Below are 23373 nucleotides of genomic sequence, written 5' to 3' on the forward strand. Positions count from 1 at the left end.
ACGCCCTTGCTGTTCGGCTAACGGTTCCCATCACCAGGGCCCGTAGAGGACTTTCACCTCCAAGTCATCGACCGGATACCATCCCGGTCAAACGGTGATTGCGCACCACGCGCCATGCTCGGCGCACCCAATAAAAAACCCGGCTTTTGCCGGGTTTTTCGTCAATCAGGTTGGAAGTCTGATCAGGCCTTCTTGCCGTGGAAACCACGGATAGCACCGATGATCTTGTCGTGATCGGCTTCCGACAGATAGGGGTGCATCGGCAGGCTCAGAATACGGTTCGGCAGGCTTTCCGAAACCGGAAGACCGCCCGGTGCAACCGGATAATGCTTGTATGCGGTCTGCTGGTGCAGGGGCTTCACATAATAGATGACCGAAGGAATGCCTTCCGCCTGAAGATGTGCCTTCAGACCGTCACGGTTTTCGCTCTCGATGGAATATTGAGCCCATGCCGAACGGTTTCCAGCCGGAAGGGCGGGAACCTTGACGACATCCTTTAGCGCTTCATTGTAGCGCTTGGCGATACGGTCACGTGCTTCCATTTCGTCTTCCAGGATCGCAAGCTTTTCCAGAAGGACAGCGGCCTGGATCGTATCGAGACGCGAGTTGATGCCGATACGGACATTGTCGTACTGGGTCTCGCCCTTACCATGGAACAGGACTGAACGCAGCGTATCAGCCAGTTCGGCGTCGTTGGTGAACATGGCGCCGCCGTCGCCGTAGCAGCCGAGAGGCTTGGCCGGATAGAAGCTCGTCGCGCCGACATGGCCGAACGCACCGCACATGACATTGTCACGCTTGCCGCCGATCGACTGCGCAGCATCTTCGATGACGAACAGACCTTCGCGGTCGGCGATGGCGCTGATGCGGTTATAGTCGGCAGCCAGACCGAACAGATCGACCGGGATGATCGCCTTTGGCTGCAGGCGGCCTTCCTTGCGGATAGCGGCGATGGCAGCTTCAAGCTGCTCGACATTCAGATTGTAGGTTTCCGCATCTACGTCGATGAACACCGGCTCTGCGCCGACCAGCGCAACAACTTCCGCCGTGGCAGCAAAGGTGAAAGACGGAACGAAGACAGCGTCACCTGGGCCGATGCCGCGTGCCATCAGGGGCATCTGCAAGGCGTCGGTGCCGTTTGCACAGGCAATGACATGTTCCACGCCCAGATATTCGCCGAGCTTCTTTTCGAATTCGGCCACTTCCGGTCCAAGAATATAACGGCCTTCCGCAACAACCTTGGAAATGGCGGCATTGAGACGGTCTTCGATACGCGCGCGCTGCGCTCCAAGATCAATAAACTGCATGTTGGCTCCAATATATCTGGCCCGCACAAATGGATATGCGAATCCTCGGCAACCTATTTATTCGCTTGCGCCCTGCCCCGCTATGGCCAGAGCGTTCAAAGTTTTGCGATTCCTGTAACACCGCTTGACGCAGATTACCCGGATCGCACGGCTCCCTTTTAACGCGGGTGCCGAACAGTACCTTCCGTGAGAATGCGCAGCACGCTGATCGCTTCCTTGCCATCGGTACGCGGCTTTTCGCGCGTCTCAATGCAATGCATGAAATGCTGCAATTCGCGTGTCAGCGGCATGCCTTCCTCAACCGGGATATAGACCGGCTCGACGGATTTGAAAGACCACTGATCGTTTTCCCGCCAGACTTCATGATTGTAGAGCGCAAGCTTGCGATCCCATGGCTCGCCGTCGTCGAACACGGCCATGCCCTTTGTGCCGGTGACGGTCAGGCGGCGCTCGCGATAGGCATTCAGGCGCGACGCAAACAGATGGCCGCGGATGCCATTCGGAAAATCGAGATGAAGATGGGCTATATCGGTGAGATGATCGAGCGTCGCGACGCCTTCGCCGCGAACCGCGCTGGGTTCTTCACCCGTGATGGCCAGAATCATCGAAAGATCGTGCGGCGCAAGATCCCACAGGGCGTCGAACTCGTTGTGGAATTTGCCGAACCCGACGCGATGCGAATGCACATAGCGAATATCGCCGAGCTCGCCGCTTTTCACCATGTCGAGAAGCTTTTCGAAGGCCGGATGGAAACGCAGCACATGGCCAACCATGAACACACGACCATTTTCGCGGGCAGCTTCCACTTCGGCTTCTGCAGCCGGAATGTCGAGCGCGATTGGCTTCTCGACCAGAACGTCCTTGCCGTTCTTCACTGCCTGAATGGCATATTGTGAATGAAACTGCGCTGGCAGCGCCAGAACGATGCCATCAATGTCCGGACGCGCGAACAATTCTTCGACAGGAACACTGGGAACATTGAACTCGGTCGCGAAGCGTTCCGCCTGTTCTGCCCTTGAGTCCGAGACTGCCTGAAGGGCACCGAGGCTCTTCAGGGTACGAATGTGATTGCCGCCCCAATAGCCGCAACCCAAAACCGCAATACGAGGTGCCATAAAACTATGCCTTTGCTGATGCAAAGTTCCTTATCGGTGCAAATGATAGAAAACAAGACGAAAGCTATGCGAAGAGTGCTTGACAGCTTTTCATTCCGCACATATACCGCCGCCATTCCTTGCAGGAACAACGATTTGTCCCACCGGAAACGGCGATCATGAAGTTGTCTCTGTAAAGCGACGCGTGGCGGAGTAGCTCAGTAGGTTAGAGCAGAGGAATCATAATCCTTGTGTCGGGGGTTCGAATCCCTCCTCCGCTACCAACGCACCCCCCAAACCACCGGGTGCATAATCTCCCGTAAGTGCTGACAGGTATGTGAAGACGTCGAGTTCGTAACCATTCGCGGCGCTATCGCTCACGATGACGTGAGAAATCAGTTCGCGCATTGCTTCGATTTTCTCTGGGTCTTTCAACATTTCATAGTTTTCATATTCGGCCTTGGCGCGCGAAAGCAGCTTGATAAAGCGTTCGACGGCCGCCGGGTGCAATTCAATAACCGGGACCGCTTCGCGTGCCGATGCGGCTTCATCTTCCAGCGCCTTCCGCTGTTCCTCCAACTCGGTCAATCGGGGCTTAACCCGGTCAAGATCGAGCACTCCGGTTTGAAACAGCGTGATAAGCCGCTCTTGCTCTCCTGCGACCTTGGCGAGCTTCGCCTCGATTTGTGACGCCGAGCGAGTTGCATTGTCGATATTGGCGCGCCGCTCTGCGACATATTCGCGGATATAGCGTTCGGCCGCTTCTTCATCTTCCAGCTTAGAAAGAATGCCGGTAACGACCGCGTGCTCGATACGCTCGGCGTTGTATTTGCGATTGTTGTCGCAAGAGCCGCTTTCGCGGTTCTGCGAACACTGCACCCGCAGCCTTCCGCCGTTGAAGCCGACGGAAGCCATACCCGCACCGCAGATCGAGCAACGCAACAGCCCGGACAAAAGACGCTTCGCCTTCTTTGTCGACGCGCCTTGTTCAACAAGCCGCGTGCGGTTCGCTTTGCGAGCTTGCGCAGCGTCATACGTTTCCCGGTCAACAATCGCCAAATGCGGCGCTTCGGCAATCTTCCATTCGCTTTCGGGATTGAAACGGCTGACACGCTTCCCGGTGTCCGGGTCGCGGACCATATGCACGCGGTTCCAAACGATTTGACCGTTGTAAAGCGCATTCACCAAAATGCCGTAAGAGCGGTTCTTGCTGCCGTTGATCGTGCTTGCATTCCATTTCGATCCACGCGGCGGCGGAACGCCCTCCGCGTTGAGACGCCCGGCAATGTCACGCGGCGACGCGCCGCCGACATATTCGCGAAATATACGACGAATTACCGCAGCCTGTTCCTCGTTAATTGTGCGCTCGCCCGGTTTGCCGAGCACGACGTCGTAGCCGTAGGCGTTCCCTCCTGCGACGCGGCCGTCGTTAACAACGCCAGCCATGCCCCGGCGAACCTTGTGCTTAAGGTCGGAGAGAAACATCGACCCGAGAAGGCCACGAATACCGACCTGCACGGCATCGGCGACACCTTCATGCACAGCGATGATCTCGACATTGGCAAAAGACAGGCGCTTAAAAACGCCTGCCAAATCTTCTTGATCGCGAGAAATTCGGTCTAAGGCTTCTACGATAACGACGTCGAATTTGCGGGCCTTGGCGTCGTCGATAAGGCTCATGATGCCCTCACGGCCGACAAGCGACGCGCTCGTTTGAGCGCGGTCGCTATAGGACTGAATTACGCGAAGGCCGTTCTTGCGGGCGTACTCTCGACATAGTGCCACCTGATCGTCAATGGAACGTTCTCTTTGCATGTCTGTCGAGTAGCGGGCGTAGATTGCGGCCCGCCGGATTGTGGTGGTTTGGTCGCGCAAGGCTTTTCATCCTTGAAATTGGCATTGGTGTTAGTGTTTTTGCAGTCCTCGCGGGCATCCACTTTTGCGAAAATGGAGACGAGGGATAACAGCTTCGGGTCGATTTCCATCCCGCCGCTTTTTTTACCTTTGCGTTTTCTAACTATTTTTTCTAGCCGCCCGCGTGTTTCATCCTGACAGCTTGGGGAAAAAACCCGCTTTTTCGTTTCAGTCATCGTTGGTTTTCTCACAAACAGGGCAAGGTAATCCCCGCCGGATTTCGGTTGCCGTAAGATTGAATTGCCATCCAGCATCATGCCCGCACCGGGAGCATTTGAAATGCCCGCCCTGTGCAGTGTGCCAGCCCGGCATTAAGCCGGGCGCTTCGCCGTGGTCGATCGCGTGCATTCGCACGACGCGGGGCTTGCGTGGGATAAGGCCGAATAGATCATTCATTTTTCCTCGCCTACCCATTCGTGAACGTCTCCCCGATGTGCTTGATTTTGATGCCCCACCGCGTTGCAAAGCGCTCTGCGCCGTTCTTGTCGGTCGAAACCCGGAACCTTATGGGGTGGCGAAGCCGAGAGTTCTTGTAATATCGATCAACGGTCCACCCGATATGAAAGACCCCTGCGCCGAGGTCGACCGCGCTGTGACGGTAGGATTTTGACTTGCCGTGGCGGCCCATTATGCCGCCCTCGCAATCTGATCGATATTCCCGAGGATCGGCCGGAAGGTGTAGGCGGCAACCCAAGGGTTGGCTTCCCACGCTGCGGGGCCATTGATTTCCGTCCAGAGCGATGCAAAGGACGCGATAGGACAATCGACATATCCGAGGCCGGAGGCGTCGCGATATCGCCGCCAGTGTCCTTTAGGCTGGAAGTCAGTGAACGGATCAATACCTTCCGCAATAGCATCTTCTTCGCTGATATCCTGCAAGCGCTCAACCTTGACGCCGGTCACTTCAAGCGTGATCCGAGAAGCCCACCGGGGCATATGCATAGCCTGCCGGAACTTCCCGGCCCAATCCGGCCGTTCTCCGATTTCGGGCCACACTGCGGACTTCCAGTCGCCGGGGGCGTCCTGATTTGCGATTGAGCCTCCCGCTTCAAAGAAAACCGTCATCGTGCGCGGTTTCAGATCACGGGGCGCTGTTTGGTCGTGCATGCGGGACACCCGCCACGCTTCGCGGACGTAAAGGCGATCGCCTTCATTGATCCGAAGGAACTTTCCTTCCCGGATTTGCCATTCGGCGGCTTCAATCACGCGGTCGCCCAACGTTACCGTTCCCGATGCCGTCGGCTGCGGCTTTATAATCCGGCGCGTCTGCGTTTTGCCGGTGCCCGGATTCTCGATTTCCCGGAGGATCGCGCGCACCATCGGCGCGCTGAAAAGGATAGGAAGATCGGCCATAGCTTACCCCCTCCATTCGGGAGCGAACGGAATTTCGTCGTCCAAATCGCGCGAGAAGCCGCCGCCGTAGCCGCCGGAGGATTGCCCCCGGTCGTCGTTCGAATACCTGCCGGACGACCTTGAACCGCGGTCGTCATCGCGGCCACGCGAATTGCGATCTCCGCCGTTGTCGTCTTTGCTGCCAAGGAGATAGAGCGAGCCGCCAAACGCACCGACGACAACTTTTGTCGCCTGCCTTTTCTGTCCGTCCTTTTCCCATTCCTCGTTATCAAGCTCGCCCTCGATCCCGATAAGCGAACCCTTATTGACGTATGGGCGAATGACGTTCTCGATCAGAGAGTTATTCAACACCTTGATCTTGTGCCAAGTCGTTTTCGATTTGCGCTCCCCGGTGTTTTTGTCGCGCCATTCCTTGGACGTGGCGAGTGAGAACTCGGCGACTTGGTCGCCACTGTTGAAGCGCCTGACTTCCGGGTCTTGCCCGACACGACCGACGAGAATTGTTTTGTTTATGCCTGCCATGGTTTTTCCTCGTGCGAAGCCCGCGTCTGCGCGCGGCTCCATCTGAATTCAGTGAAACTTTCAGTCGGTCCAAAGGACCGAGAGCGACGCCGCAGTCATGCCCGCAATTACAAGGGCGACCGTCCAATCCCGATGAACGAACTCTGCGCTCACAATCAGAGCGCACCGGCAGACCCCGAACGTGCCGATAAGGCGAAGGATGATGCCGTCGGTTTTCATGGCCGCCACCTCATTGCCGCGAGCGCTTCTTCCCGAGCCTGATTTAGCTCTGCCATTGCTTGGTGCGACCCGCCTTTGAGGTCGGGGTGAAAGTCTTTCGCCAGCTTCTTAAAGCGAGCCTCGATAACGGCCGCCGTGAGGTGATCCAAGGTCGAAAAACCGAGAACGGTTCGCCAGTTACGTTTCTCGCTTTGCGGCGGTAGCGCCATAAACCCGGCGAACATTTCCGCCATATCGGCCACGCCGTACCGCTCGATTGCCCGCGTAGCTTCAATGTGCTTCGCGATGGCTGCAATGTTGTCGGCAACGCGGTCGTAGCGGTCGCAAGGCAAACAGTGCGGTTTATCGCCAAGGTGGAAATAAAGGGCGACGCCACGGTCTTTCGGTTCGGCCTGTCCAGATCGAGGCAAACCGTCGAGCCGTAGCTCGACATTGCTCGAAAGGACGTACTGTTTCGCGCCGAGAAGATCGACTTCGCGTTGAAGGCGGCCGAGCGCGTCGGCGATCGAAAGCGATTGCGTTTCCGCGTAGGATTTCCCCGGCCGGACAACCTTTTTGTTGAAGGTTGCGCGAACTGGCGAAGACGTTCGCGGCCGGTGAGACGGCCAATGAAGGGGGAAAGCGGCAGTCATTGAACCACCGTCACTTTCTCGGCCGCGCGGGTAATGGCCGTGTAAAGCCAGCGCTCCGGCTCCGGGAAGATGCCGCCCTCGTCAAAGACCATGACATTATCCCATTGACTGCCCTGCGCCTTATGGCAGGTGAGCGCATAGGCGTAATCGAAAGGCTGGAAACGGCGCGCATCCTTCCAATGGAGGTCACGCTCCTGCCCTCGTGTCCAAGCGTGGTGCGTGATGACCTCGACCGGCTGTTTCGTCATGCCGCTATCGAGCGGCGAGACATACATCGAAGTCGTGTCGCGAGACTGCCGGAGCACCTTGTCAACGTTCCAGATGCCGCCATTCAAGAGGCCCATTTCTCGATTGTTTTTCAGGCAAACCACGCGGTCGTTGACCTTGAAGTCACCTTTCAAGCCCTTCAATTCCCGGAGGCGTTGATTGAAATTGCGGCGGGTGTTGTTCTTCCCGACGAGGATTTGGTCGGCCGCGAGAACTTCGGCAGTGTCAAGGCTTTCCCTGCGAATGACGCGGCTATCGCCGAATGCGCCAAAGTCGAGGGCTTCACGTTGCCGAACCTTCATCGACATAGCGATAATTGGATTGTCTGCCGCCTGCCGGTGAACCTCCGTAAGCATGAAATCGGGATCGCCTGCGGTGAAAAAGCCCTCGCCCTTGACCGGCGGAAGCTGCGCAGGATCGCCGAGAACAAGTACTCGCGTGCCAAATGATAAAAGATCGCGGCCGAGTTCTTCGCCAACCATCGAAACTTCGTCCACGATAATGAGGTCGGAAAAGCGAACTGCGCTATCGTAGTTTTTGACAAATCGCGGAATGGGGCTGTTCGGGTTCTCGATCTTATAAATCAGGCTGTGAAGCGTGCTCGCGTCCTCGCAGCCTTTTGAACGCAGGACGAGCGCAGCCTTGCCGGTGAAGGCTCCGAAGCAAACACGGCCGATATCCTCGGCGAGCCGACGCGCAAGCGTCGTCTTGCCCGTTCCAGCGTAGCCGGCGAGATAGAACGTTTGTTTAGCCGCCGGGTCTTTCAGCCAAGTGGAAACGGCCTTGAGAGCCTGATCTTGTTGCGGTGACGGCTTCATACTTCGCCGCCTTCCGTCGCCGGCTGTTCGCCAGTCAAAACCGATGACGTCGTCGAGAGCTTTTGGGCGATAAGCACCAACTGCGCGGCTGTAATCGAAAGGCGTCCCGCTTCGATCCGCGTAATCGAGTTTTTCTTGACGCCAATAACTTCGGCCAGATCGTCGGCCGACAACCCGCGAAGGATACGGAAGGCACGAATGCGGCTTCCGATTTTGCTATTGAGTTCGTCGACACGCATCACATTTCCCCCCGATTTTTCAGGTGGACGCGGGCAGTGTGGACGAGGTCCGGTTTGTCCGTGACCTTGCGGACTATCCATTTGAGATAGTCGCTCGGCACTTCTTTGAACGGCTTCCCGCGGTGCTCGCCAAATGGAACCGCTTTCAACAAACGCAAAGGCTTCTCGCCTTGCGTCCAATTGATCAGGGTGTCGACCTCGGCGCCTTGGTCGATGATAAATTTCAATAGGTGCGCGGTGACGTGGCTGTCGGGGCCTGCCCGGTGAGACATTTCCGCGATCTCACGGTCAACCGGCAAATTATGCAGATACCGCAAGAACTGGTTTTGATGCTTTTCAGCATCCGGCCAAAGATGAAGCGCAGCCTTGTAGGTGCAAATCATTGGCCGACCGCCGCCCGTAAAGAATTGCTGATCGAATTCCAGATTGTGCGCTGCGAAAGCGTCGGCCCCATCTGAAAGGGTTCGGAGGGCGACTTCGGGAGCCGGAGCGTCCACAAGGTCCGACTTTTCGATATGATGGGTGGATAACGCTCCGATCGACATTTCAAGCTGCGGTGCAGCTTCAAAAGGATTGACGAGCATTGAGGTTGTGCCGCGAACCTCGGCCTTGCCGTCATCGACAAGAAGGTCAGTCCAACCGGCCTCAACGATGGCAGCGCCGGGAGGGAACCCGGTGGTTTCGAAATCAAAAACGCGAATAAGCATGTTGGTCCCTTAAAGTGGTGGTTAGGGATATCGGGGAGATTGGCGGCGACCCTTGCAGTGGTCGCCGCTCTCCTGCCGTTGAAGTGATTAGAACGGGTGTTCCGCGTCGGATTTGGACGGCGCGAGATAAGCCGAGCCGGCTTCTTGCAAAAATGCTTCCCGGGCCTCGTCGCGCTTGCGCTCGACCCGCTCAAGGGCCTTTTGAATTGCCACACCAAAGCCGTTGTTTTTCATCATATCGTTGATGACCCGCTCGGCGTTCCCTGCGACGACAGGGTCGGGATGCTCGACTTTGATTTTGAGCCGGTGTCGACCTCCCTCGTCGGCAAACTGCCGAATGAGTTCCGCAAGGGCTTCGGCTTCGCGCCACTTATCCATAAGCTTTGCGTAATGGGTGCGTTCGCTGGTCAATTGCGTGCCTCCGCTTCTTCCTCGGCCGCGGCGTCGTAGCCTTCAAGCCAAGCGTTGCGCTCCTCCTCGCGGCCCCTAGCGTTGAATTCGCGCGGGCACGTTTCCCGTGGCATGCCGTTGTGGAATGCGTCGTGTCCCTTATCGCGAGCGATTTCGAGGTCGTCGGACGTCGGTGGAAGGATTTCGGCGTCCTCGTCGGCAGGCTTTTCCTCTTTAGGCTTGCCGGCCTGTTTCTCGGCGGGCTGTTTCGTTTCGGCCTTTTTGCCGCCGTCGGAACCGGCCTGTTCCTTGGTCTTTTCCTGCCCGTTTTCGCCCTTGGCGAAGTCGTTCATTTTCTGGCTGGTCGACCTTTTGTCGCCCACGGCTTTGGTCTGGCCGCCGAACATGCTCTCGACGGTTTCCTCGCCGGATTTGAGCGCGGCGTGCATACCGGTTAGCAAGGTAATCTCGTCCATGCCGACATCATCGATCCCCCCGATATCGAGCGCCGTAAAGATTTGCTCCGGTTTCACTCCGAAGGCAGCAAACGCCTTGAGCATTGCGTCCCGGCGCTCCGAAAGGGTTTTGATATCGCCCTTGATCGTTGCGAGCGCAGCCTCATAGGCTTTGCGCCAGACCGCTTTCGGGACGCCCGCAAGGATCGCGTTGCGCTTCGCTTTTGAACAGACGGCATTACCGGTGACGATGATCATATCGTCTGAATAGAGCTTGCCGTATCTATCAACGATCCTCGTGCGAACACGCGCCGTCGTCGCCGCATTTGTTTCGAGATCGATATAGACGCCTTCCGCCTCGACGTATTTTTCGGCCCGGTCAACATGAACGACCCGAGCGCCTGTGCGGTTGTTTCCATATTCCGAGGCGATGATCTCGGCGAGGCGGATTGAGGGGCCGGTGATCGGCTTGCCGCCGCGCGGGAGCGCATAGTTGCACTCTTTCGCGCTTTCCTCGTCGATTGTGACAAGTTCGAAGATAGCGCGCTGCGCCCTCGCGATCGAGCGCGGATAGCGCTTCGCCGTCGCGACCTGCTGGTCGATCTCCGCTTTGGCAAGACCGATAGCGAGGCTGCCAGACCCGATATCAGTTTCGGTGATGATTTCGCCGTCCTGCGTGATAATTTCTTGTCCTGACATTGGACATTTCCTTCTGTGGTGGTTGAAAAGTAGCCCGGGCTTCGCTGCGACACACTGATCCGCTGCTACTCGCCGGGCCTCCGGCTACCGCGCCGGATTTAGAAGCTGCCTAGGAAGCCCGAAGCACTGGCCTTGCGGCGGGTTTTCGGGAGCTTTTCGGCTGCCTTTTCCTTGGCGTAATGAACCGCAGGCGTCGGCAACTCTCCGATGCGCAATAGTTCGCCCAAGAGGATGCGCGCGCCTTCGGCATCGTTCATTGCTTGGTGCGCGCCGTTAAGTTCGTGGCCGAAATGGGCCAGTGCCTCGCCAAGATTAGGGAATTTGAAGCCGCCGCGATTTGCATTTGGAATTCTGCAAATCTTCATCATGGGGCGCATTACGCAGACGTTTTTCGTCTGCTCGAAAAGGTCTGGAACGCCAGCCCGGCGCATTTCGCCGCGCATAACCTTAAGGTCGTACTGTGCATTGTAGGCGACCAGTACCAAGCCCCGGAGGATTTCCTCGCGATACTGTTCGAGAACGACGGCGATATCCGCACCGTTCGCGTGCAAGAACTCGTCCGTCAAGCCATTGACGGCCCCCGCAGAACCTTCCCCCTGCGGCATTGTCCAGCCGTTCGGGCGGACATATATGTCCTGACGGTCAAGTTCGTTGCCTTCGGCGTCGGCCCAAATCATTGCCAGATGGGCAAGCCGGGGCTGTCCCTCGGCATCGGCTGGTTGTTTGAAGTCGAACAAGCCCGTCGTTTCAGTGTCGATAACAAGATACTTCATTGGATTTCTCTTTCCGGCCGTGCCGGTTGAATGGGTTAGCCGGCGATCAGCGGAATGTCGCTTTCACGTCTTCGAAGACGTCGACGCCTGGGATTTTTGTGTTGCCCTTATGAATGGCGACCTTCGACCGAATGGCCTTCTCGATATCCTCCACACGGAAGAAATCTTTCAGGCTGTTGAGGTCGACCGCTGCGAGGTCGACAATGCGGAAAGCCCATTTCGTGGTTGCCGAGGCGGTGACACCGTTGCCGGTGCGAACCTTCGTCAACTCGGCTGCGCTCGCTGCGGTGCGTTGTTCCGCACTGGTCGCTTGATGGCCAAGGCTTGCGGCCTCGTCCTTCTTGCGCTCGGCGGTGCTTTCTCGCTTAACCTCTTGGGCTTCCTTGAGCTTGCGCTCCTCCTCGGCCCGCAGGCGTGCGGCCTCCTCGGCAGCCCGACGCCGTTCGGCATCGGCCTTATCGCGCTGATACGACGACGCGAGCGCTTCAAACACGTCGACGATACGGTCGAGGCGATCAGTCAGGGGGTGGAAGAACTGGTCGACTTCGCGGCCACCTTTGACGAAAGGTTCCTTCTCAACCTTGCGGGCAGTTTCGATGCGCTTCGACAGGGCCTTGGCGTCAAGAACGATTTCGCCGAGCGGCCCGAGGTCTTCGTCGCTTTCGATCTTTCGCGGATGCGCATTGGCGCGTTCCGCGATCGGCTCGATCTGGTCGACCAATTCTTTGTATTGATCCGCGAGCGCTTCTTTTATAGGGGGATTGTTACCGCCGATAACGGCGCGTTCATTCGTTTCAGCTACCATAGCGAATGGTGCCTCCTGTTCGTGGTGGTTCAGGGGTGCATCAGGACCGGCGACGTTGGGTTGCAGCCTTTAGCCGCCGGTCCACTTCACGCGTCAGGCGGAGGGGTTCGCAGGACGCGGAATTCCTTGGGTGGAGCGAAATAACCGGCTCGTTTTTGAGTTAGCCACGTGACTTTTTTCCCACCCGCAAGATGCGCAATCGATGCGCCTTGCATCTTGTGCTTAATCTCGGCTTCGACTGCCGAAATCTTTCGCTCAACCTCTGTAGCGTCCGCTTTTAGGCGGTAACGTTCTGCAATCAGTTCATAAATCTGATTGTCCCTCGTGAGGTCGATTTCCTCGCCTTCCTCTCTCGCATACATTCGCTCGATAAGGTCAGCGTCGAGGCTGTAATCCGGCACGACTTCCGTGCCGCTTTCGACTAGTTCCCAAAATGCCCCGCACCTTTCGCGGATGCGGTCAACTGCGCCGTCGAGGATGGGAATATCGATAATCGGCATATCCACACCGTGGCCGACGACGATCGGGGCAACCGCAGCCCATTTGCTGCCGGTCAAATAAGCTTCGACGACCGCTTGCATTGCGATCCAGAACGGCGGTTCGGGTAAATCACCGCCAGCGAGCCACTTCCGACGAAAGACGCCCTGCTCGACAGACTTGATTTGAACAATGCCTTGTCCGCGCTTCTTATCGACCGCGATAACGTCGGGCGTAGCTCCCAGACGAACTTCGTTATCCCGCCAGTAGTCACCGGGATTGGTGTTATGCTTGATCTTCCAATTCGGCCGTAGACGCCGCAGTAGCTTAACCGCTACAGGCTCCAATAGCTGGCCGCGAAGCATGGCGGGGGTTTCCTCCGGGTCCGCTGTAGCCCTGCCGGACTTGAACGCCCATAGGGCATAAGGCGTTACGAATTCATGCTCCCCAAACAAAGCCCCGACGACGGACGCCGTGACGTCTCGCGACCTGCGAGCATGCCATTCGGCACTTGTCTTCACGTTGATCCGTTCAATCGTCATTTTGCTTGCCCTGCCCCGATTTCCTCTTGCGCCGCCTGCGCAACTTCCGCCGCCAATGCAGCGATAGCAGGTTCGCCAAAATTCGCCTTCCGTAGGGCGGAAAGCACGTCATCGAAATTCGAAGGTTCGACATTGCTTTCGATAATGGTATCAATCATTTGGCGCTTGATTATGCTTACGAGGGACGTCCTCACTGCGCCTGTTGCATTCACAATCGTTGTCATTTTGTTGCCTGCTTTCGTTAACCCTTCGAAAGGAAATCTTGGTTCCTTAAGGATCGGTTTTGACACGAGCGGCGCGGGGTGAGGATAACTTTCCTATTTCCCTATCGCGGTGTGATTAAGCCGTTGAATTCCTTGAAATATGCCAAGGAAGATATTTCCAACGGCCGCCAATCGGTCGCAGGTCAATCGAGGAACGTCGTAAACGAACCGTGTCTGTGACCTGTTGGTTTGAAAGGGCCAATTATTTCGGTGGGGATTGGCATGATGCTTCCTGATGCTGTCGTAACCATTCGTTTACGAAGATAGAAATAATCTAACTTTTTGCGGTAAGCAATCCATAAAGTTGGAAAATTTCTAACTTTTTGTCAGGATGATTTTTAATTAATAGTAATCATTTGGTTAGATAATTTTTGAATTAATAAAAATGGGACAGGGGGTTTAATACCCCCTGTCCCTATTTAATTATATAAATAATTATACGCACGTACGCGCGCGAGATTTTAGAAAACCACGATAGCTTGCAGAACAAGGCCGAGCACGATCCCACCATCCGAGGCGTGTAAAGGATCGATCGCGCCGTCGTCTGGATACGCGTCGAAGCGCATGCCCAGCGCGTCAAAAGCTACTTTTCGGATTGTAATTTCCGCCTTGTCCTCGACGGCCGTGCGGGACACGACGACGACGTCGCCCGCGATCAGTTCGCGCCCTGCGTCCCTTAGTGCATCGGCACTGGCCACCACGACAAACGCTTCGCTTGGAATGTTCAACCCGGCAGCATGCCCCCCGCGAACCTGAAATATTTGTTGAGCTTCGATCGGATATCGAGGGTCCGGTTCAATCGCAACCGTCAGACCTTTGGGAATTCCTGCCCCCGGTGACCGCAACGCGCCAGCTTCGGCGATACCTGAAATCTTCGTTCCGTCAGGTGTGCCACCGCGTCGTGGCGTCCGCTGCTCAAGAGTTAGATATTCAGGATCGCAATCAAGCGCAAAAGCGGCCGCGTCAAGGTGCTTAAGGTTGAAGCGGTCTTTTTTGTATTTTCCATTTTCAAGACGGAACAGCTCATAGAAAAAATTCCTTGTCAGTCCGCCGCGTTTGGCAGCCTCAAATGCGTTGATGCCGAGGGCATCAAGACGGCCTTGGACGCGCTTCCGTAGAACATCGCTCATTACGCAGAACCCATATTTACGGTTGAACCCTTAGAAATTTTCTATTTTTATTCTGTCTAAGTTCGACAAATAAAACATTTTTCGCATAAATCAATCATTTTCTATCTACTGACAGTTTTGATGATGCTCCCTCTTGCAGTTAGATAATTTCTAACTTAACAAATGGTGCATGAATTACCTCGACCTCTTCCGAACAAACATTCGAGCTACGATGGATGCATACCGGAAAGCCACCGGGTGCACACAGACGAAGCTTGACGAGATTGTTTCCGGCTATCGCACGTTCTCCCACACGATTGACCGTGCCGATATGCGCGCCGGGACTTACGACAAGATCATGTCGCGGTTTTCCGCGATATGGCCGGATGGTGTGGCTTGGCCTGCGGGCGTTGAACGCCCGGAGCCTGCCGTCCTTGATGCTCAAACCCTCAAACTCGTATCCGAGAACCGTAAACCTGTCAGCGGCATTCATCCCGAATGGCCCGTTGGGGAAGCGTGGCCCTCGGATATTCCGCAGCCTGTCGCCGTTTAACGCCGACTGAAACCAAGGAGCATGCAGCATGGCAAGACGCGCAAAGAAAGCCGACGTTACGTCGAGCAAGTCGTCGATCACCTCCGATGAACTGCGCCGCGTAGTAAACCAGTTCATGAGCGAAACCGCAGAAGCTTCCGAGCATAACGGGGCTGCCGGTTCTATCGTCAAGAACGCTCTCGATCGTCACGGAATGGACCGGAAGGCTTTCCGTTTCATTCTCGGCCTCGCCAAGATGGAAACCACAAAGCGGCAAGCTACCCTTCGCGGCGTGATCGAGCTTGCCGACAAGATGGGCTATTTCGACGACGTCGACATGTTCGATGACGTTATTTCGACGATGGCGAACATCGTCGATGGGAAACGCCCTGCCGAGGATGAAGCTCCGAAGAAGGCAAAGGCTCCGCTTACGCTCGCCACCGTGAACTAGTTTGATAGTGCGCGCCCTCTGCAACCGGGCTGCGCACATCAAGGCCGGTGCCTCCGCTCCCTACACTCCCCGCGTTGTAGGCACCGGCCACCGATTACGGGCCGGGCATCCATTGCCCGGCCTTTGCTTTACCAAAACCACCACAAGGAAACTGCCATGCCGATACAGCGTCTTTCAGTGACGACGGTCGTCCCTTCGCGCCGTGATCCCTACAAGTACATTTCATTCACGTTGGAAACCGAGGCCGAGAGCTTCGACGACGTTTTCGAGAAGCTCGCCGAAGACGGTTGCTTAAAGGGCCACCGTATCCAGACGAATGAGATTGCAGACGGTACGCGAGTTGCCGTTGAACGCACCCCGCACATTGTCGGTTTGAACGGCATTGCGGTCATTTGCCCGGTTCATTTCGACTATGTCTATTCGCAGGAGATTTCCGCCGATGCGTAATCTCCCCCAACGAATGATTTTGTTTCTCGACGTCGCAACCCGCACCGGTTGGTGCGCAGGTCGGCCAGGCGAAACGCCGGAATACGGTTCAAAGCGCCTTGCTCCTGAAGAAGCGCCGCCAGTGGCTATCGTTGCTCATTCGCAAATATTCATCCGTGAACTAATCGAAACCTACCGTCCGAACGTCATTATTGCGGAAAAGCCGGTATTTGCCGGAGCGATGAGAGGCAAAACTAACCACAAGACAACACGTCTCTTGCAGTGCCTTCCTTGGGCTATGGCCGCGACGGCTTACCACGAGAAAGTGTTCGACTACCGCGAAATGGATCAAGCTTCGATCCGCTATTTCATCCTTGGCCGGAAGCCGACCACCGGAAAAGCCAAGGAAGAAATTATGCGAGCTATGGAAGCGCTTGGCTTTGAACCGCAGGACGACAACGCTTCGGATGCCCTCGCGGGCTGGCTGTTCGCGTGTGGTGAGATTGCGCCGGATGTGAACCCCGCTCACACGACGCCGCTTTTTTCGCAACGAAGGGAAGCTACGACGGGGGATTTGTTTTGATGGAACCAAAACTCCGAATTCTCTCACTTGGTGCGGGCGTCCAGTCTACGACGCTTGCGCTAATGGCCGCTCGCCGTGATATCGGCCCTATGCCCGACGCTGCAATCTTCGCTGATACCGGTTGGGAGCCGGAACATGTTTATCGGCATCTCGAATGGCTTGAAAAGCTCCTGCCGTTCCCTGTGCATCGCGTTACCGCAGGGAACATTCGCGACGGGCTTATTGGTGGCTCGAAGGGCAACCGTTGGGCTTCTATCCCAGCATTCACCGACACCGGCCCGATTAGGCGTCAATGCACCAAGGAATACAAGATCGTCCCGATCCGTCGAAAAGTTCGGGAATTAGCAGGGATTGCAGGCAAGCGATCGCCAAAGTTCCCAATCGTCGAGCAGTGGATCGGAATGTCCTTCGACGAGGTAATTCGTATGAAGCCGTCGCGGGAAGATTGGCAAGTCAATCGCTGGCCGTTGATCGAGTTGCACATGACGCGGCGTGACTGTCTCAAATGGATGATGGAGCGGCAATATCCCGAACCCCCTAAATCAGCCTGCATAGGTTGCCCCTACCACAACAACGATATGTGGAGGGACATGCGGGATAACGATCCCGTTTCGTGGGCCGATGCGATCGAGATGGACAAGACTATCCGATCGGGTTTCCGGGGGATGAAGAAAGAACTTTTTCTCCATCGCTCTTGCGTCCCCCTCGATCAAGTCGATCTTTCGACAGCCGAGGACCGAGGCCAACTCAACCTTTTCTTGAATGAGTGCGAAGGGATGTGCGGGGTATGAGCCGAAAGCGCGCCGGTCTTTGGACCATGTTGCAGACGGCATCGAGCGAAGCGGATCGGATTTACGGGATACAAAAGGCGCTTGTCAGAAACGGAATGCGTGACAAGCCGTGTCCCGATCAGATCGCAAAAGCAGACGTCTTTTCCGACATAGCCGATCTCATATCGACGATTATCCCGGTGAAAGCAGACGTCGCGAAAGTCCTCGCACCCGTCGCCAAAGCTAGAGCGAAACCCGGTCAAACCGGGTTCGCCGACCAGCAATCAGACAATCAAATCGACAATTCAGAACAATAGGGGCGGCTTTCGATGGCTGACAATGGCGATAAGTTTGCAGGCTTTGCCGGTGAGGTTGCCCGCGAACTCCTCGGCGAGCCAAACAAGCACCTTTCAACAACGAGCGAGCTTCGCTTCGGGAACAAGGGATCAGTTTCGATTGATCTTGAAAAGGGCACTTGGTTCGACCACGGCGAAAACACCGGAGGCGGCGTTCTCGCACTCATAGAAAGAGAAACCGGCCGCAAGGGCCGGGAGGCAGTCGAATGGCTGCGCGAGAAAGGCTTCCACGTTGAAGACAAGGCATCGTCCAGCAACCGGGACTATGCGCCGGACAATGGCAATTCTCGCCGCAATGACGAGAACATGAAGCCGGTCAAGACGTGGGACTATGTCGACGAGAAAGGCGTTCTGCTTTTCCAAGTTGTGCGGCTTGAGAACGGCGAAGTAGGAAAAGACGGCAAGCCGGAGAAAACATACCGGCAACGTCGCCCGGACCCTTCGAAGGGCGGAGGCTGGAACTGGTCGACAAAGGACGTTCGGCAGGTTCCCTATCGGCTGCCCGACCTTCAAAAGGCATTGGACAAAAACCACATCGTTTTCGTGGTTGAGGGCGAAAAGGCCGCCGACAGGCTGCTCGACCTTGGGGTTCCAGCAACGACAAATGCACGCGGTGCCGGGAAATGGCTCGCGGAACTTAGCGACTATCTCAAAGGTGCCCGCGTTGTCGTGCTCGCGGATGACGATCCGCAGGCCCGACACCAAAAGACCAATGAGCCACTATTTCATGATGACGGACGCCCAAAGTTTGTCGGTATCGACCATGCAAATAGCGTGGCAGCATCCCTGCTTGGGAAGGCTTCGGAAGTCCGCGTCGTCCAATTGACGGACAACAAGAAAAAAGAAGACGTCGTCGACTGGCTTGATGACGGTCACACTGTCGAGGAGCTTTACCAGATCGCGGCCAAGGCTCCCAAATTCACGCCCCCGGCCTTCAAATCGAAGTTCAACGCGGTTCCGTGGGACGCCTTCGACGCCCCAGCCCAAGAGCACGAGTATCTAATCAAGGGCATTCTCACTCGTGGGGAAGTGTCGATAGTTTCAGGCGCGTCAAAGAGCGGGAAAACATTCTTGATCCTTGATGCGGCCATGGCAGTTGCTCGCGGCGTTAACTGGATGGGCCGCAAGTCTCGCCGTGGCGGCGTGATCTATCAGGCGGGTGAAGGCCAGAAGGGCCTCCGAAAGCGCATCAAGGCATATCGCCAATGGCACGGCCTTGTTGCTTCCGACAATCTGCCGTTCGTATTCATGCCCGCCCGGCTCAACCTGTACCAGAACGACGACCAGACAAACGAGTTCATTGAAGAAGCCAAGTATTGGGCGTCAACCTTCGATGCACCGCTTGAGCTGGTCGTCATCGATACTTGGGCGACGGCGACGGTCGGCGCGAATGAGAACGACGGCAAAGACGTCGGATCGGTATTGGAACGCGGACGCCGCATATCGGAAGCGTTGAACTGCCACGTTCTTTTTGTGCACCACATGAATGCGGAGGGCACGAAGGTTCGTGGCCATTCCTCGCTTATTGCCAACCTCGAAAACGCTCTCATTGTCCGTTTGGCCGATGGGTTGCACGACGAAGATGGGCGGCAAATCCGCGAAGTTTTCTTGCAGAAGAACAAGGAAGGCGAAGACGGGATCACGTTCCGATTTGCTCTTTCGCAGGTCAAGATTGGCAAAGACGAGGACGGCGATCCTATTACGTCTTGCGTCGTCGTCACGCCAAAGGGCGAAGGCTCAGACGAGGCACCGGAGAAGCGACCGAACATATCCGACAAGGAAAATGTTCTCCTGACCGCGATCCAGAACGCGCTAACCGAACACGGCACCGATGCGCCGCCTTCGATGGGGCTGCCCAGCGACGTGCGCATTGTCCATTGGCAAAAGGTTATCGAGGCTTTTGACAAGCTCGATTTCGAATATGCGGCCGAGAAGAACGACGACGAGAAAACCCGTCAGCGCAAGCTTGATGCACGCCGCAAGGAACTCGGCCGTCGTGGCGAGCGGCTATTCCACAAGGGGCTTATCGCCCGCGATAGCCCGCATGTCTGGCTAACGCCAAAGGCTAAGCGGCGCTTCCATAAGCAGGAAGACACACGCCAGCCGATCACACCCACCGAACCAAGCAACGTCAACATGGCGGCCGTCGAAGAAGCGGGCGTACTATGGGGGAACGATTGACACACTACGATGATGTTTGGACCCCGAAACTTGTCGGGGAAGTCCTCGTCGATGCTGCAAAATGGTCGATTGCCAGCGCCGGGCGCACCGGCCCGGCTGACGACCGTAACGGCATTCTCGAAAAGCTCGACCCAGAGAATGTCGTCCCTTCCCGCAAGTGGATGCTTTCACCTGCTCGCGTTTCGCTTCTCGAAAAAGCGATCCATTGGCCAACGATTTACCTCAAAGGCAACGACGGCGCAGCGCGCGTGCTGCAACTCTGGTTGCGGTGCAAATGCACCCGCTACCGCTTTGGGAACGCTGTCGATGACAAGGGCTGGTCACGTGCCACCGCCTACAGGCTCCGCGACAAGGCTCTCTCCACCATTTCCCAAGGATTGGACCGCGACGAGATTGAGGTTCCGCGCCGATGACACAGCCAAATCTAATCTTCATTCGTCGCGCCCGTAAATCGGCCTGCCCGGTTCGCGTGTTTCAGAAGCGGCCATATGCCAAGGCGGCCGCGATAGGGATGCATCGCGCGGGGGTTAGTCAGCGGGAGATTTGCCGGAGGCTGGAAATTAGTCAATCGCTCCTGACCTCGTTTATTGCCCCCTTCTCGATCTTTCGGATTTGAGCCATACTGAGAAAGCCCCGCTAAGTCGGGGCTTTCATTTTATTTGCTATTAGCTAATTTTTATATTGCATTTCGATTAGCATATTGCTAACTTCAACTCATGAAACAGATCACTTACTCCCGCGAAGCAACTAAGACCTTGATCAAGATGCCAGCCAACACGGCGAAGCTGATCCGGTCGAAGATTGAACAGTATGCAGCCGATCCGGCAAGCCTTGCGAATAACGTCAAGGCGCTCAAGGGCGGCGAAGGATTGCTTCGCCTGCGGGTTGGCGACTGGCGCGTTATCTTCACAGAAGACGGGCGCATTCTCGAAGTAATTAAGATCGCGCCGCGTGGCGGCGCATACGAATAAGGAGAACGGAAATGAACGTTCAAATCATCAAGACGCCGCAGGGGGAGGAAATGGCAGTTCTCCCCAAGGCCGATTACGATAAGCTGCTTGAGGCTTTCGAGGATCGCGAAGACATTGCAGCCGCCCGCACTTTCCGCGAAAAGTTGGCTGCTGGCGAAGAAGAATTGATCCCGGCCGAGTTCGTCAACCGCATGATTGACGGCGAGAACAAAATCAAGGTTTGGCGTGACTATCGCGGCATGAGCGCAAAGGCACTCGCAGAAACCGCCGGTATCAGCGCCGCCTACTTGTCGCAGATTGAAAAGGGTGTCCGCGAAGGCTCTCTCGACGCGATGAAGAAAATCGCGGAAGCGCTTAAGGTTACGATCGACGAACTCGTTTGAGGTGAGATTGCCATGAAAATCCGTCAGCGCCGTAATGGTGAATGGTGCATGGAGCACAACGGCGTGGAAGCGCCGTACGACGTCGAGAAAGAGAGAGGCGAAGCGTTTTCCGTTTACGACCTCGAGGACGAGGATCGCGAAAAGCCGATTGCCTTTCATGTCGATCAGGACACAGCGGAAGCGCTTACCCGCGCTCACTTCAAGACGATCGCGGGCAAGCTTGGGCTTCGGGGAGATTGAACATGATTATGCCCGGCAATTCGCGCGAGGTGGTTGTCAAAGCCCTTGAGGGCCTTTCACTCGCGCCGCACACTCTCGCAAGCAAGGTTATCAATGATCTTGAAGACGCTGGTTTCCGCGTCGTCGAATACCAAGAGCTATCCGGCATAATCCGGGATTTGCTGGATATGGCCGAACGACATGGCAGCATGCACCCGTCCGTTATCCGGGCAAAGGCGCTTATCGAAATCCTAGGCGCATAGAGGAGGAGAAAGCGGCATGTGCGGACGCTTCACGCAAACTTACACGTGGGCCGAAATCTATGCGATGTATAACCTAACGGCGACCACGCCCCGGAATATCCAGCCTCGATATAACATCGCCCCGACGACGCAAGTCGGCGTTATCACGCAGGAAGGCGAACACCTGGCCTATTCAGAAATGCGATGGTGGCTTGTGCCGTCTTGGTGGTCGAAGGATTTGAAAAGCGTCCCGACAACGTTCAATGCGAGGTCGGAAGATATCGCAAGCAAGCCGATGTTTCGGACGGCCCTGAAAAGCACGCGCTGTTTGATACCTGCAACGGGCTTTTTCGAATGGTCGGGGCCGAAAGAGGCGCGCTTACCGTGGTTTATTTCGGCCAAAGACGGGCGTCCGTTGACGTTCGCAGGATTGTATGACCGTTGGAAGGATCGCGAAACCGGCGAGGAGGTGACAAGCTGCACAATTATCACCTGCGATGCGAACCCTTTCATGCAGAAAATCCATACCCGCATGCCCGTCATTTTGCAGGAAAGCGACTGGCGCGCTTGGCTCGCCGAGCCGCGCGTCGATCTATTGAAGCCTGCGAATGACGACAACTTGCAGGCTTGGCGCGTTTCCACGAACGTCAATTCGAGCCGCTATCAGGGCGAAGACACTATGCAGCCCATCGAGACGGGCGGCCTACTGGACGGCTAATTTCGACGCCCTACCTTCCATCTTCAATGAGGGAGCCGTCGATATGCCATTTCATTTGAATTCCGTGCCCGGTCCAAAACATGAGGGTAAATATTCTGACCGCAACATCGATTGTCAGGAAGCTGTCGCGGGGGCTGTTGTCGATATCATCGAACAAGCGGAAAAGGCTGGTTGGACGGCCGTAGAGGCCGCCCGAGCGATCAACGATGTTTCGCGGGGATTGTTCGTCGGCATTCAGGGAAAAGACCCGAACGAATAGCCTCACCTGCCACGTCTAAGCCAGTTTGGGAAATTGGCTTCCGTTAGACCGTCTGGCAATGTTCAGCCCGTCAGCTTGATTTGTTCCGCTATAAGCTGCTGTTCGGACGAGGCCCATTTGATGCCTAAAGCTCGTGCTTCTTCAAATGGGTTTTGTGCGCTCTCTCTTTCGAACGTGATTAAATCAATTAACAAATTCATTTTACGCACCACGGTTCACGTTTGCCACGCCACGGGCGGGCAAGTTCTTCCTCTATTAAGATCGACCCGACGTCAACGCCTTCGACGTAGGCCGTCGCCAGTGTGCGGCCGTAGCGATCCTTGTTGCGGCCGGACTTCGGGTCGCCCCGTTCCATTTCAAAACCCGGTGATGCAAGCAATTCCTGCAACCGACGCTTGGCGACGCGCCCGAGGCGTCGCTCGGCATCACATTTCGCGTTGCGGGTTTCCGGTGCATCGATATTCGCAATGCGGACATGCTCGCCGTCAATGACGAATGTGTCGCCGTCCAATGCCTGCGGTGCGCTGGTCATGATGGCCGCCGCAAGAAGAACCTCAATCATAATTACCCCCGATTAGTATCCCCTCGCCGACTTCGGAAGTGGAGCGGCAACCGCCCCTGCACCCGAATTACTCGGAAAATCAAACATGAGCCGAACCCGCCTCGACCCGCAGGACGGGCACTTCATGCGATCCTG

33 protein-coding genes and 1 tRNA gene are annotated in these 23373 nt (G+C 56.2%); 15 read left to right on the plus strand and 19 right to left on the minus strand.

Translation table 11 applies throughout. The features are described 5' to 3' along the window. Positions 1-182 precede the first annotated feature (182 nt). Positions 183-1307, minus strand: a complete 1125-nt coding sequence (locus F9K91_RS02060) for a DegT/DnrJ/EryC1/StrS family aminotransferase (protein ID WP_151555944.1) — start codon at positions 1305-1307, stop codon at positions 183-185. A 158-nt stretch (positions 1308-1465) separates the two neighbouring features. Further along, positions 1466-2422 carry a Gfo/Idh/MocA family protein gene (locus tag F9K91_RS02065; protein WP_151652558.1) on the minus strand — a complete coding sequence of 319 codons (957 nt, stop codon included), beginning with the start codon at positions 2420-2422 and terminating at the stop codon, positions 1466-1468. Between the two features lie 186 nt (positions 2423-2608). Between F9K91_RS02065 and F9K91_RS02075 the strand changes: the two genes are divergently transcribed. Beyond that, a tRNA-Met gene (locus tag F9K91_RS02075) sits at positions 2609-2685 on the plus strand. Here F9K91_RS02075 and F9K91_RS26690 read toward each other — a convergent pair. The 16 genes from F9K91_RS26690 to F9K91_RS02160 all read right to left on the minus strand — a co-directional run bounded on the left by F9K91_RS26690 (position 2642) and on the right by F9K91_RS02160 (position 14606). After that, positions 2642-4216, minus strand: coding sequence for a recombinase family protein (locus tag F9K91_RS26690; protein WP_412842138.1), 1575 nt, complete (start codon positions 4214-4216; stop codon positions 2642-2644). The two genes, F9K91_RS02075 and F9K91_RS26690, sit on opposite strands and share 44 nt — an antisense overlap. Further along, the gene (locus tag F9K91_RS02090) at positions 4141-4572 is read right to left on the minus strand and encodes a hypothetical protein (RefSeq protein ID WP_167522162.1); all 432 of its coding nucleotides are present in this window, start codon (positions 4570-4572) and stop codon (positions 4141-4143) included. The genes F9K91_RS26690 and F9K91_RS02090 overlap by 76 nt, the downstream gene beginning before the upstream one ends. A gap of 370 nt (positions 4573-4942) precedes the next feature. Further along, positions 4943-5668 carry a hypothetical protein gene (locus F9K91_RS02100; RefSeq protein ID WP_151677067.1) on the minus strand — a complete coding sequence of 242 codons (726 nt, stop codon included), beginning with the start codon at positions 5666-5668 and terminating at the stop codon, positions 4943-4945. A gap of 3 nt (positions 5669-5671) precedes the next feature. After that, positions 5672-6190, minus strand: a complete 519-nt coding sequence (gene ssb / locus F9K91_RS02105) for a single-stranded DNA-binding protein (RefSeq protein ID WP_151677068.1) — start codon at positions 6188-6190, stop codon at positions 5672-5674. A gap of 60 nt (positions 6191-6250) precedes the next feature. Continuing rightward, the gene (locus F9K91_RS25875; protein ID WP_167522163.1) at positions 6251-6409 is read right to left on the minus strand and encodes a hypothetical protein; all 159 of its coding nucleotides are present in this window, start codon (positions 6407-6409) and stop codon (positions 6251-6253) included. Continuing rightward, positions 6406-7041: a J domain-containing protein gene (locus tag F9K91_RS02110; RefSeq protein WP_151677069.1), complete on the minus strand. Its 636-nt coding sequence runs from the start codon at positions 7039-7041 to the stop codon at positions 6406-6408. Before F9K91_RS02110 ends, F9K91_RS25875 begins: the two co-directional genes overlap by 4 nt. Further along, positions 7038-8126, minus strand: a complete 1089-nt coding sequence (locus tag F9K91_RS02115; RefSeq protein ID WP_151677070.1) for an ATP-dependent DNA helicase — start codon at positions 8124-8126, stop codon at positions 7038-7040. The genes F9K91_RS02110 and F9K91_RS02115 overlap by 4 nt, the downstream gene beginning before the upstream one ends. Beyond that, positions 8123-8365 (minus strand): helix-turn-helix domain-containing protein, encoded by a 243-nt coding sequence (locus F9K91_RS02120; RefSeq protein ID WP_167522164.1) that lies wholly within the window; start codon positions 8363-8365, stop codon positions 8123-8125. Before F9K91_RS02120 ends, F9K91_RS02115 begins: the two co-directional genes overlap by 4 nt. Continuing rightward, on the minus strand, positions 8365-9072 hold the full coding sequence (locus F9K91_RS02125) for a 3'-5' exonuclease (RefSeq protein ID WP_151677072.1): 708 nt from the start codon (positions 9070-9072) through the stop codon (positions 8365-8367). Before F9K91_RS02125 ends, F9K91_RS02120 begins: the two co-directional genes overlap by 1 nt. A gap of 87 nt (positions 9073-9159) precedes the next feature. Then, positions 9160-9483: a hypothetical protein gene (locus tag F9K91_RS02130; protein ID WP_151677073.1), complete on the minus strand. Its 324-nt coding sequence runs from the start codon at positions 9481-9483 to the stop codon at positions 9160-9162. After that, on the minus strand, positions 9480-10616 hold the full coding sequence (locus F9K91_RS02135) for a hypothetical protein (RefSeq protein WP_151677074.1): 1137 nt from the start codon (positions 10614-10616) through the stop codon (positions 9480-9482). Before F9K91_RS02135 ends, F9K91_RS02130 begins: the two co-directional genes overlap by 4 nt. Before the next feature lie 98 nt (positions 10617-10714). Next, entirely contained in the window at positions 10715-11389 is a 675-nt protein-coding gene (locus tag F9K91_RS02140) for a 3'-5' exonuclease (protein ID WP_151677075.1), read from the minus strand. A 46-nt stretch (positions 11390-11435) separates the two neighbouring features. Beyond that, complete coding sequence (locus tag F9K91_RS02145; protein ID WP_151677076.1) at positions 11436-12194, minus strand: hypothetical protein; 759 nt, start codon at positions 12192-12194, stop codon at positions 11436-11438. A gap of 86 nt (positions 12195-12280) precedes the next feature. Then, positions 12281-13213: a YqaJ viral recombinase family nuclease gene (locus tag F9K91_RS02150; protein WP_151677077.1), complete on the minus strand. Its 933-nt coding sequence runs from the start codon at positions 13211-13213 to the stop codon at positions 12281-12283. Next, positions 13210-13437 (minus strand): hypothetical protein, encoded by a 228-nt coding sequence (locus F9K91_RS02155; RefSeq protein WP_151677078.1) that lies wholly within the window; start codon positions 13435-13437, stop codon positions 13210-13212. The genes F9K91_RS02150 and F9K91_RS02155 overlap by 4 nt, the downstream gene beginning before the upstream one ends. 500 nt (positions 13438-13937) lie before the next feature. Then, entirely contained in the window at positions 13938-14606 is a 669-nt protein-coding gene (locus tag F9K91_RS02160; protein WP_151677079.1) for a helix-turn-helix domain-containing protein, read from the minus strand. Positions 14607-14817: 211 nt separating this feature from the next. Here F9K91_RS02160 and F9K91_RS02165 point away from each other — a divergent pair, with 211 nt between their 5' ends. The 14 genes from F9K91_RS02165 (at position 14818) to F9K91_RS02230 (ending at position 22676) form a co-directional block, all read left to right on the plus strand. Continuing rightward, complete coding sequence (locus F9K91_RS02165; protein ID WP_006471867.1) at positions 14818-15138, plus strand: hypothetical protein; 321 nt, start codon at positions 14818-14820, stop codon at positions 15136-15138. 28 nt (positions 15139-15166) lie between these two features. Continuing rightward, on the plus strand, positions 15167-15568 hold the full coding sequence (locus tag F9K91_RS02170) for a hypothetical protein (RefSeq protein ID WP_151677080.1): 402 nt from the start codon (positions 15167-15169) through the stop codon (positions 15566-15568). Between the two features lie 156 nt (positions 15569-15724). Continuing rightward, on the plus strand, positions 15725-16015 hold the full coding sequence (locus F9K91_RS02175; RefSeq protein ID WP_151651071.1) for a hypothetical protein: 291 nt from the start codon (positions 15725-15727) through the stop codon (positions 16013-16015). After that, a complete protein-coding gene (locus F9K91_RS02180) occupies positions 16008-16577 on the plus strand; it encodes a RuvC family protein (protein ID WP_151677081.1) in 570 nt (189 codons plus the stop codon). The genes F9K91_RS02175 and F9K91_RS02180 overlap by 8 nt, the downstream gene beginning before the upstream one ends. Next, positions 16577-17368 (plus strand): adenine nucleotide alpha hydrolase family protein, encoded by a 792-nt coding sequence (locus F9K91_RS02185; RefSeq protein WP_151677082.1) that lies wholly within the window; start codon positions 16577-16579, stop codon positions 17366-17368. The genes F9K91_RS02180 and F9K91_RS02185 overlap by 1 nt, the downstream gene beginning before the upstream one ends. After that, positions 17365-17664: a hypothetical protein gene (locus tag F9K91_RS02190; RefSeq protein ID WP_151677083.1), complete on the plus strand. Its 300-nt coding sequence runs from the start codon at positions 17365-17367 to the stop codon at positions 17662-17664. Before F9K91_RS02185 ends, F9K91_RS02190 begins: the two co-directional genes overlap by 4 nt. Positions 17665-17676: 12 nt before the next feature. Beyond that, on the plus strand, positions 17677-19884 hold the full coding sequence (locus tag F9K91_RS02195) for an AAA family ATPase (RefSeq protein WP_151677084.1): 2208 nt from the start codon (positions 17677-17679) through the stop codon (positions 19882-19884). After that, the gene (locus tag F9K91_RS02200; protein ID WP_151677085.1) at positions 19881-20297 is read left to right on the plus strand and encodes a hypothetical protein; all 417 of its coding nucleotides are present in this window, start codon (positions 19881-19883) and stop codon (positions 20295-20297) included. Before F9K91_RS02195 ends, F9K91_RS02200 begins: the two co-directional genes overlap by 4 nt. Before the next feature lie 303 nt (positions 20298-20600). Beyond that, positions 20601-20855 carry a type II toxin-antitoxin system RelE family toxin gene (locus F9K91_RS02205; RefSeq protein WP_036565277.1) on the plus strand — a complete coding sequence of 85 codons (255 nt, stop codon included), beginning with the start codon at positions 20601-20603 and terminating at the stop codon, positions 20853-20855. Positions 20856-20866: 11 nt separating this feature from the next. Then, entirely contained in the window at positions 20867-21238 is a 372-nt protein-coding gene (locus F9K91_RS02210) for a helix-turn-helix domain-containing protein (RefSeq protein ID WP_006471875.1), read from the plus strand. 12 nt (positions 21239-21250) lie between these two features. Continuing rightward, a complete protein-coding gene (locus F9K91_RS02215; RefSeq protein ID WP_151677086.1) occupies positions 21251-21478 on the plus strand; it encodes a hypothetical protein in 228 nt (75 codons plus the stop codon). Between the two features lie 2 nt (positions 21479-21480). Continuing rightward, on the plus strand, positions 21481-21720 hold the full coding sequence (locus tag F9K91_RS02220) for a hypothetical protein (protein WP_006471877.1): 240 nt from the start codon (positions 21481-21483) through the stop codon (positions 21718-21720). 16 nt (positions 21721-21736) lie between these two features. Continuing rightward, positions 21737-22417, plus strand: coding sequence for an SOS response-associated peptidase (locus F9K91_RS02225; protein ID WP_006471878.1), 681 nt, complete (start codon positions 21737-21739; stop codon positions 22415-22417). A gap of 43 nt (positions 22418-22460) precedes the next feature. Next, positions 22461-22676: a hypothetical protein gene (locus F9K91_RS02230; protein ID WP_151677087.1), complete on the plus strand. Its 216-nt coding sequence runs from the start codon at positions 22461-22463 to the stop codon at positions 22674-22676. A 196-nt stretch (positions 22677-22872) separates the two neighbouring features. On the opposite strand, the gene F9K91_RS02235 is transcribed toward F9K91_RS02230, so the two are convergent. Next, the gene (locus F9K91_RS02235; protein WP_006471879.1) at positions 22873-23238 is read right to left on the minus strand and encodes a thermonuclease family protein; all 366 of its coding nucleotides are present in this window, start codon (positions 23236-23238) and stop codon (positions 22873-22875) included. Between the last annotated feature and the right edge of the window lie 135 nt (positions 23239-23373).

This window comes from Brucella tritici (genome assembly GCF_008932295.1).
In the GTDB taxonomy this organism is placed as follows: Bacteria; Pseudomonadota; Alphaproteobacteria; order Rhizobiales; family Rhizobiaceae; genus Brucella; species Brucella tritici.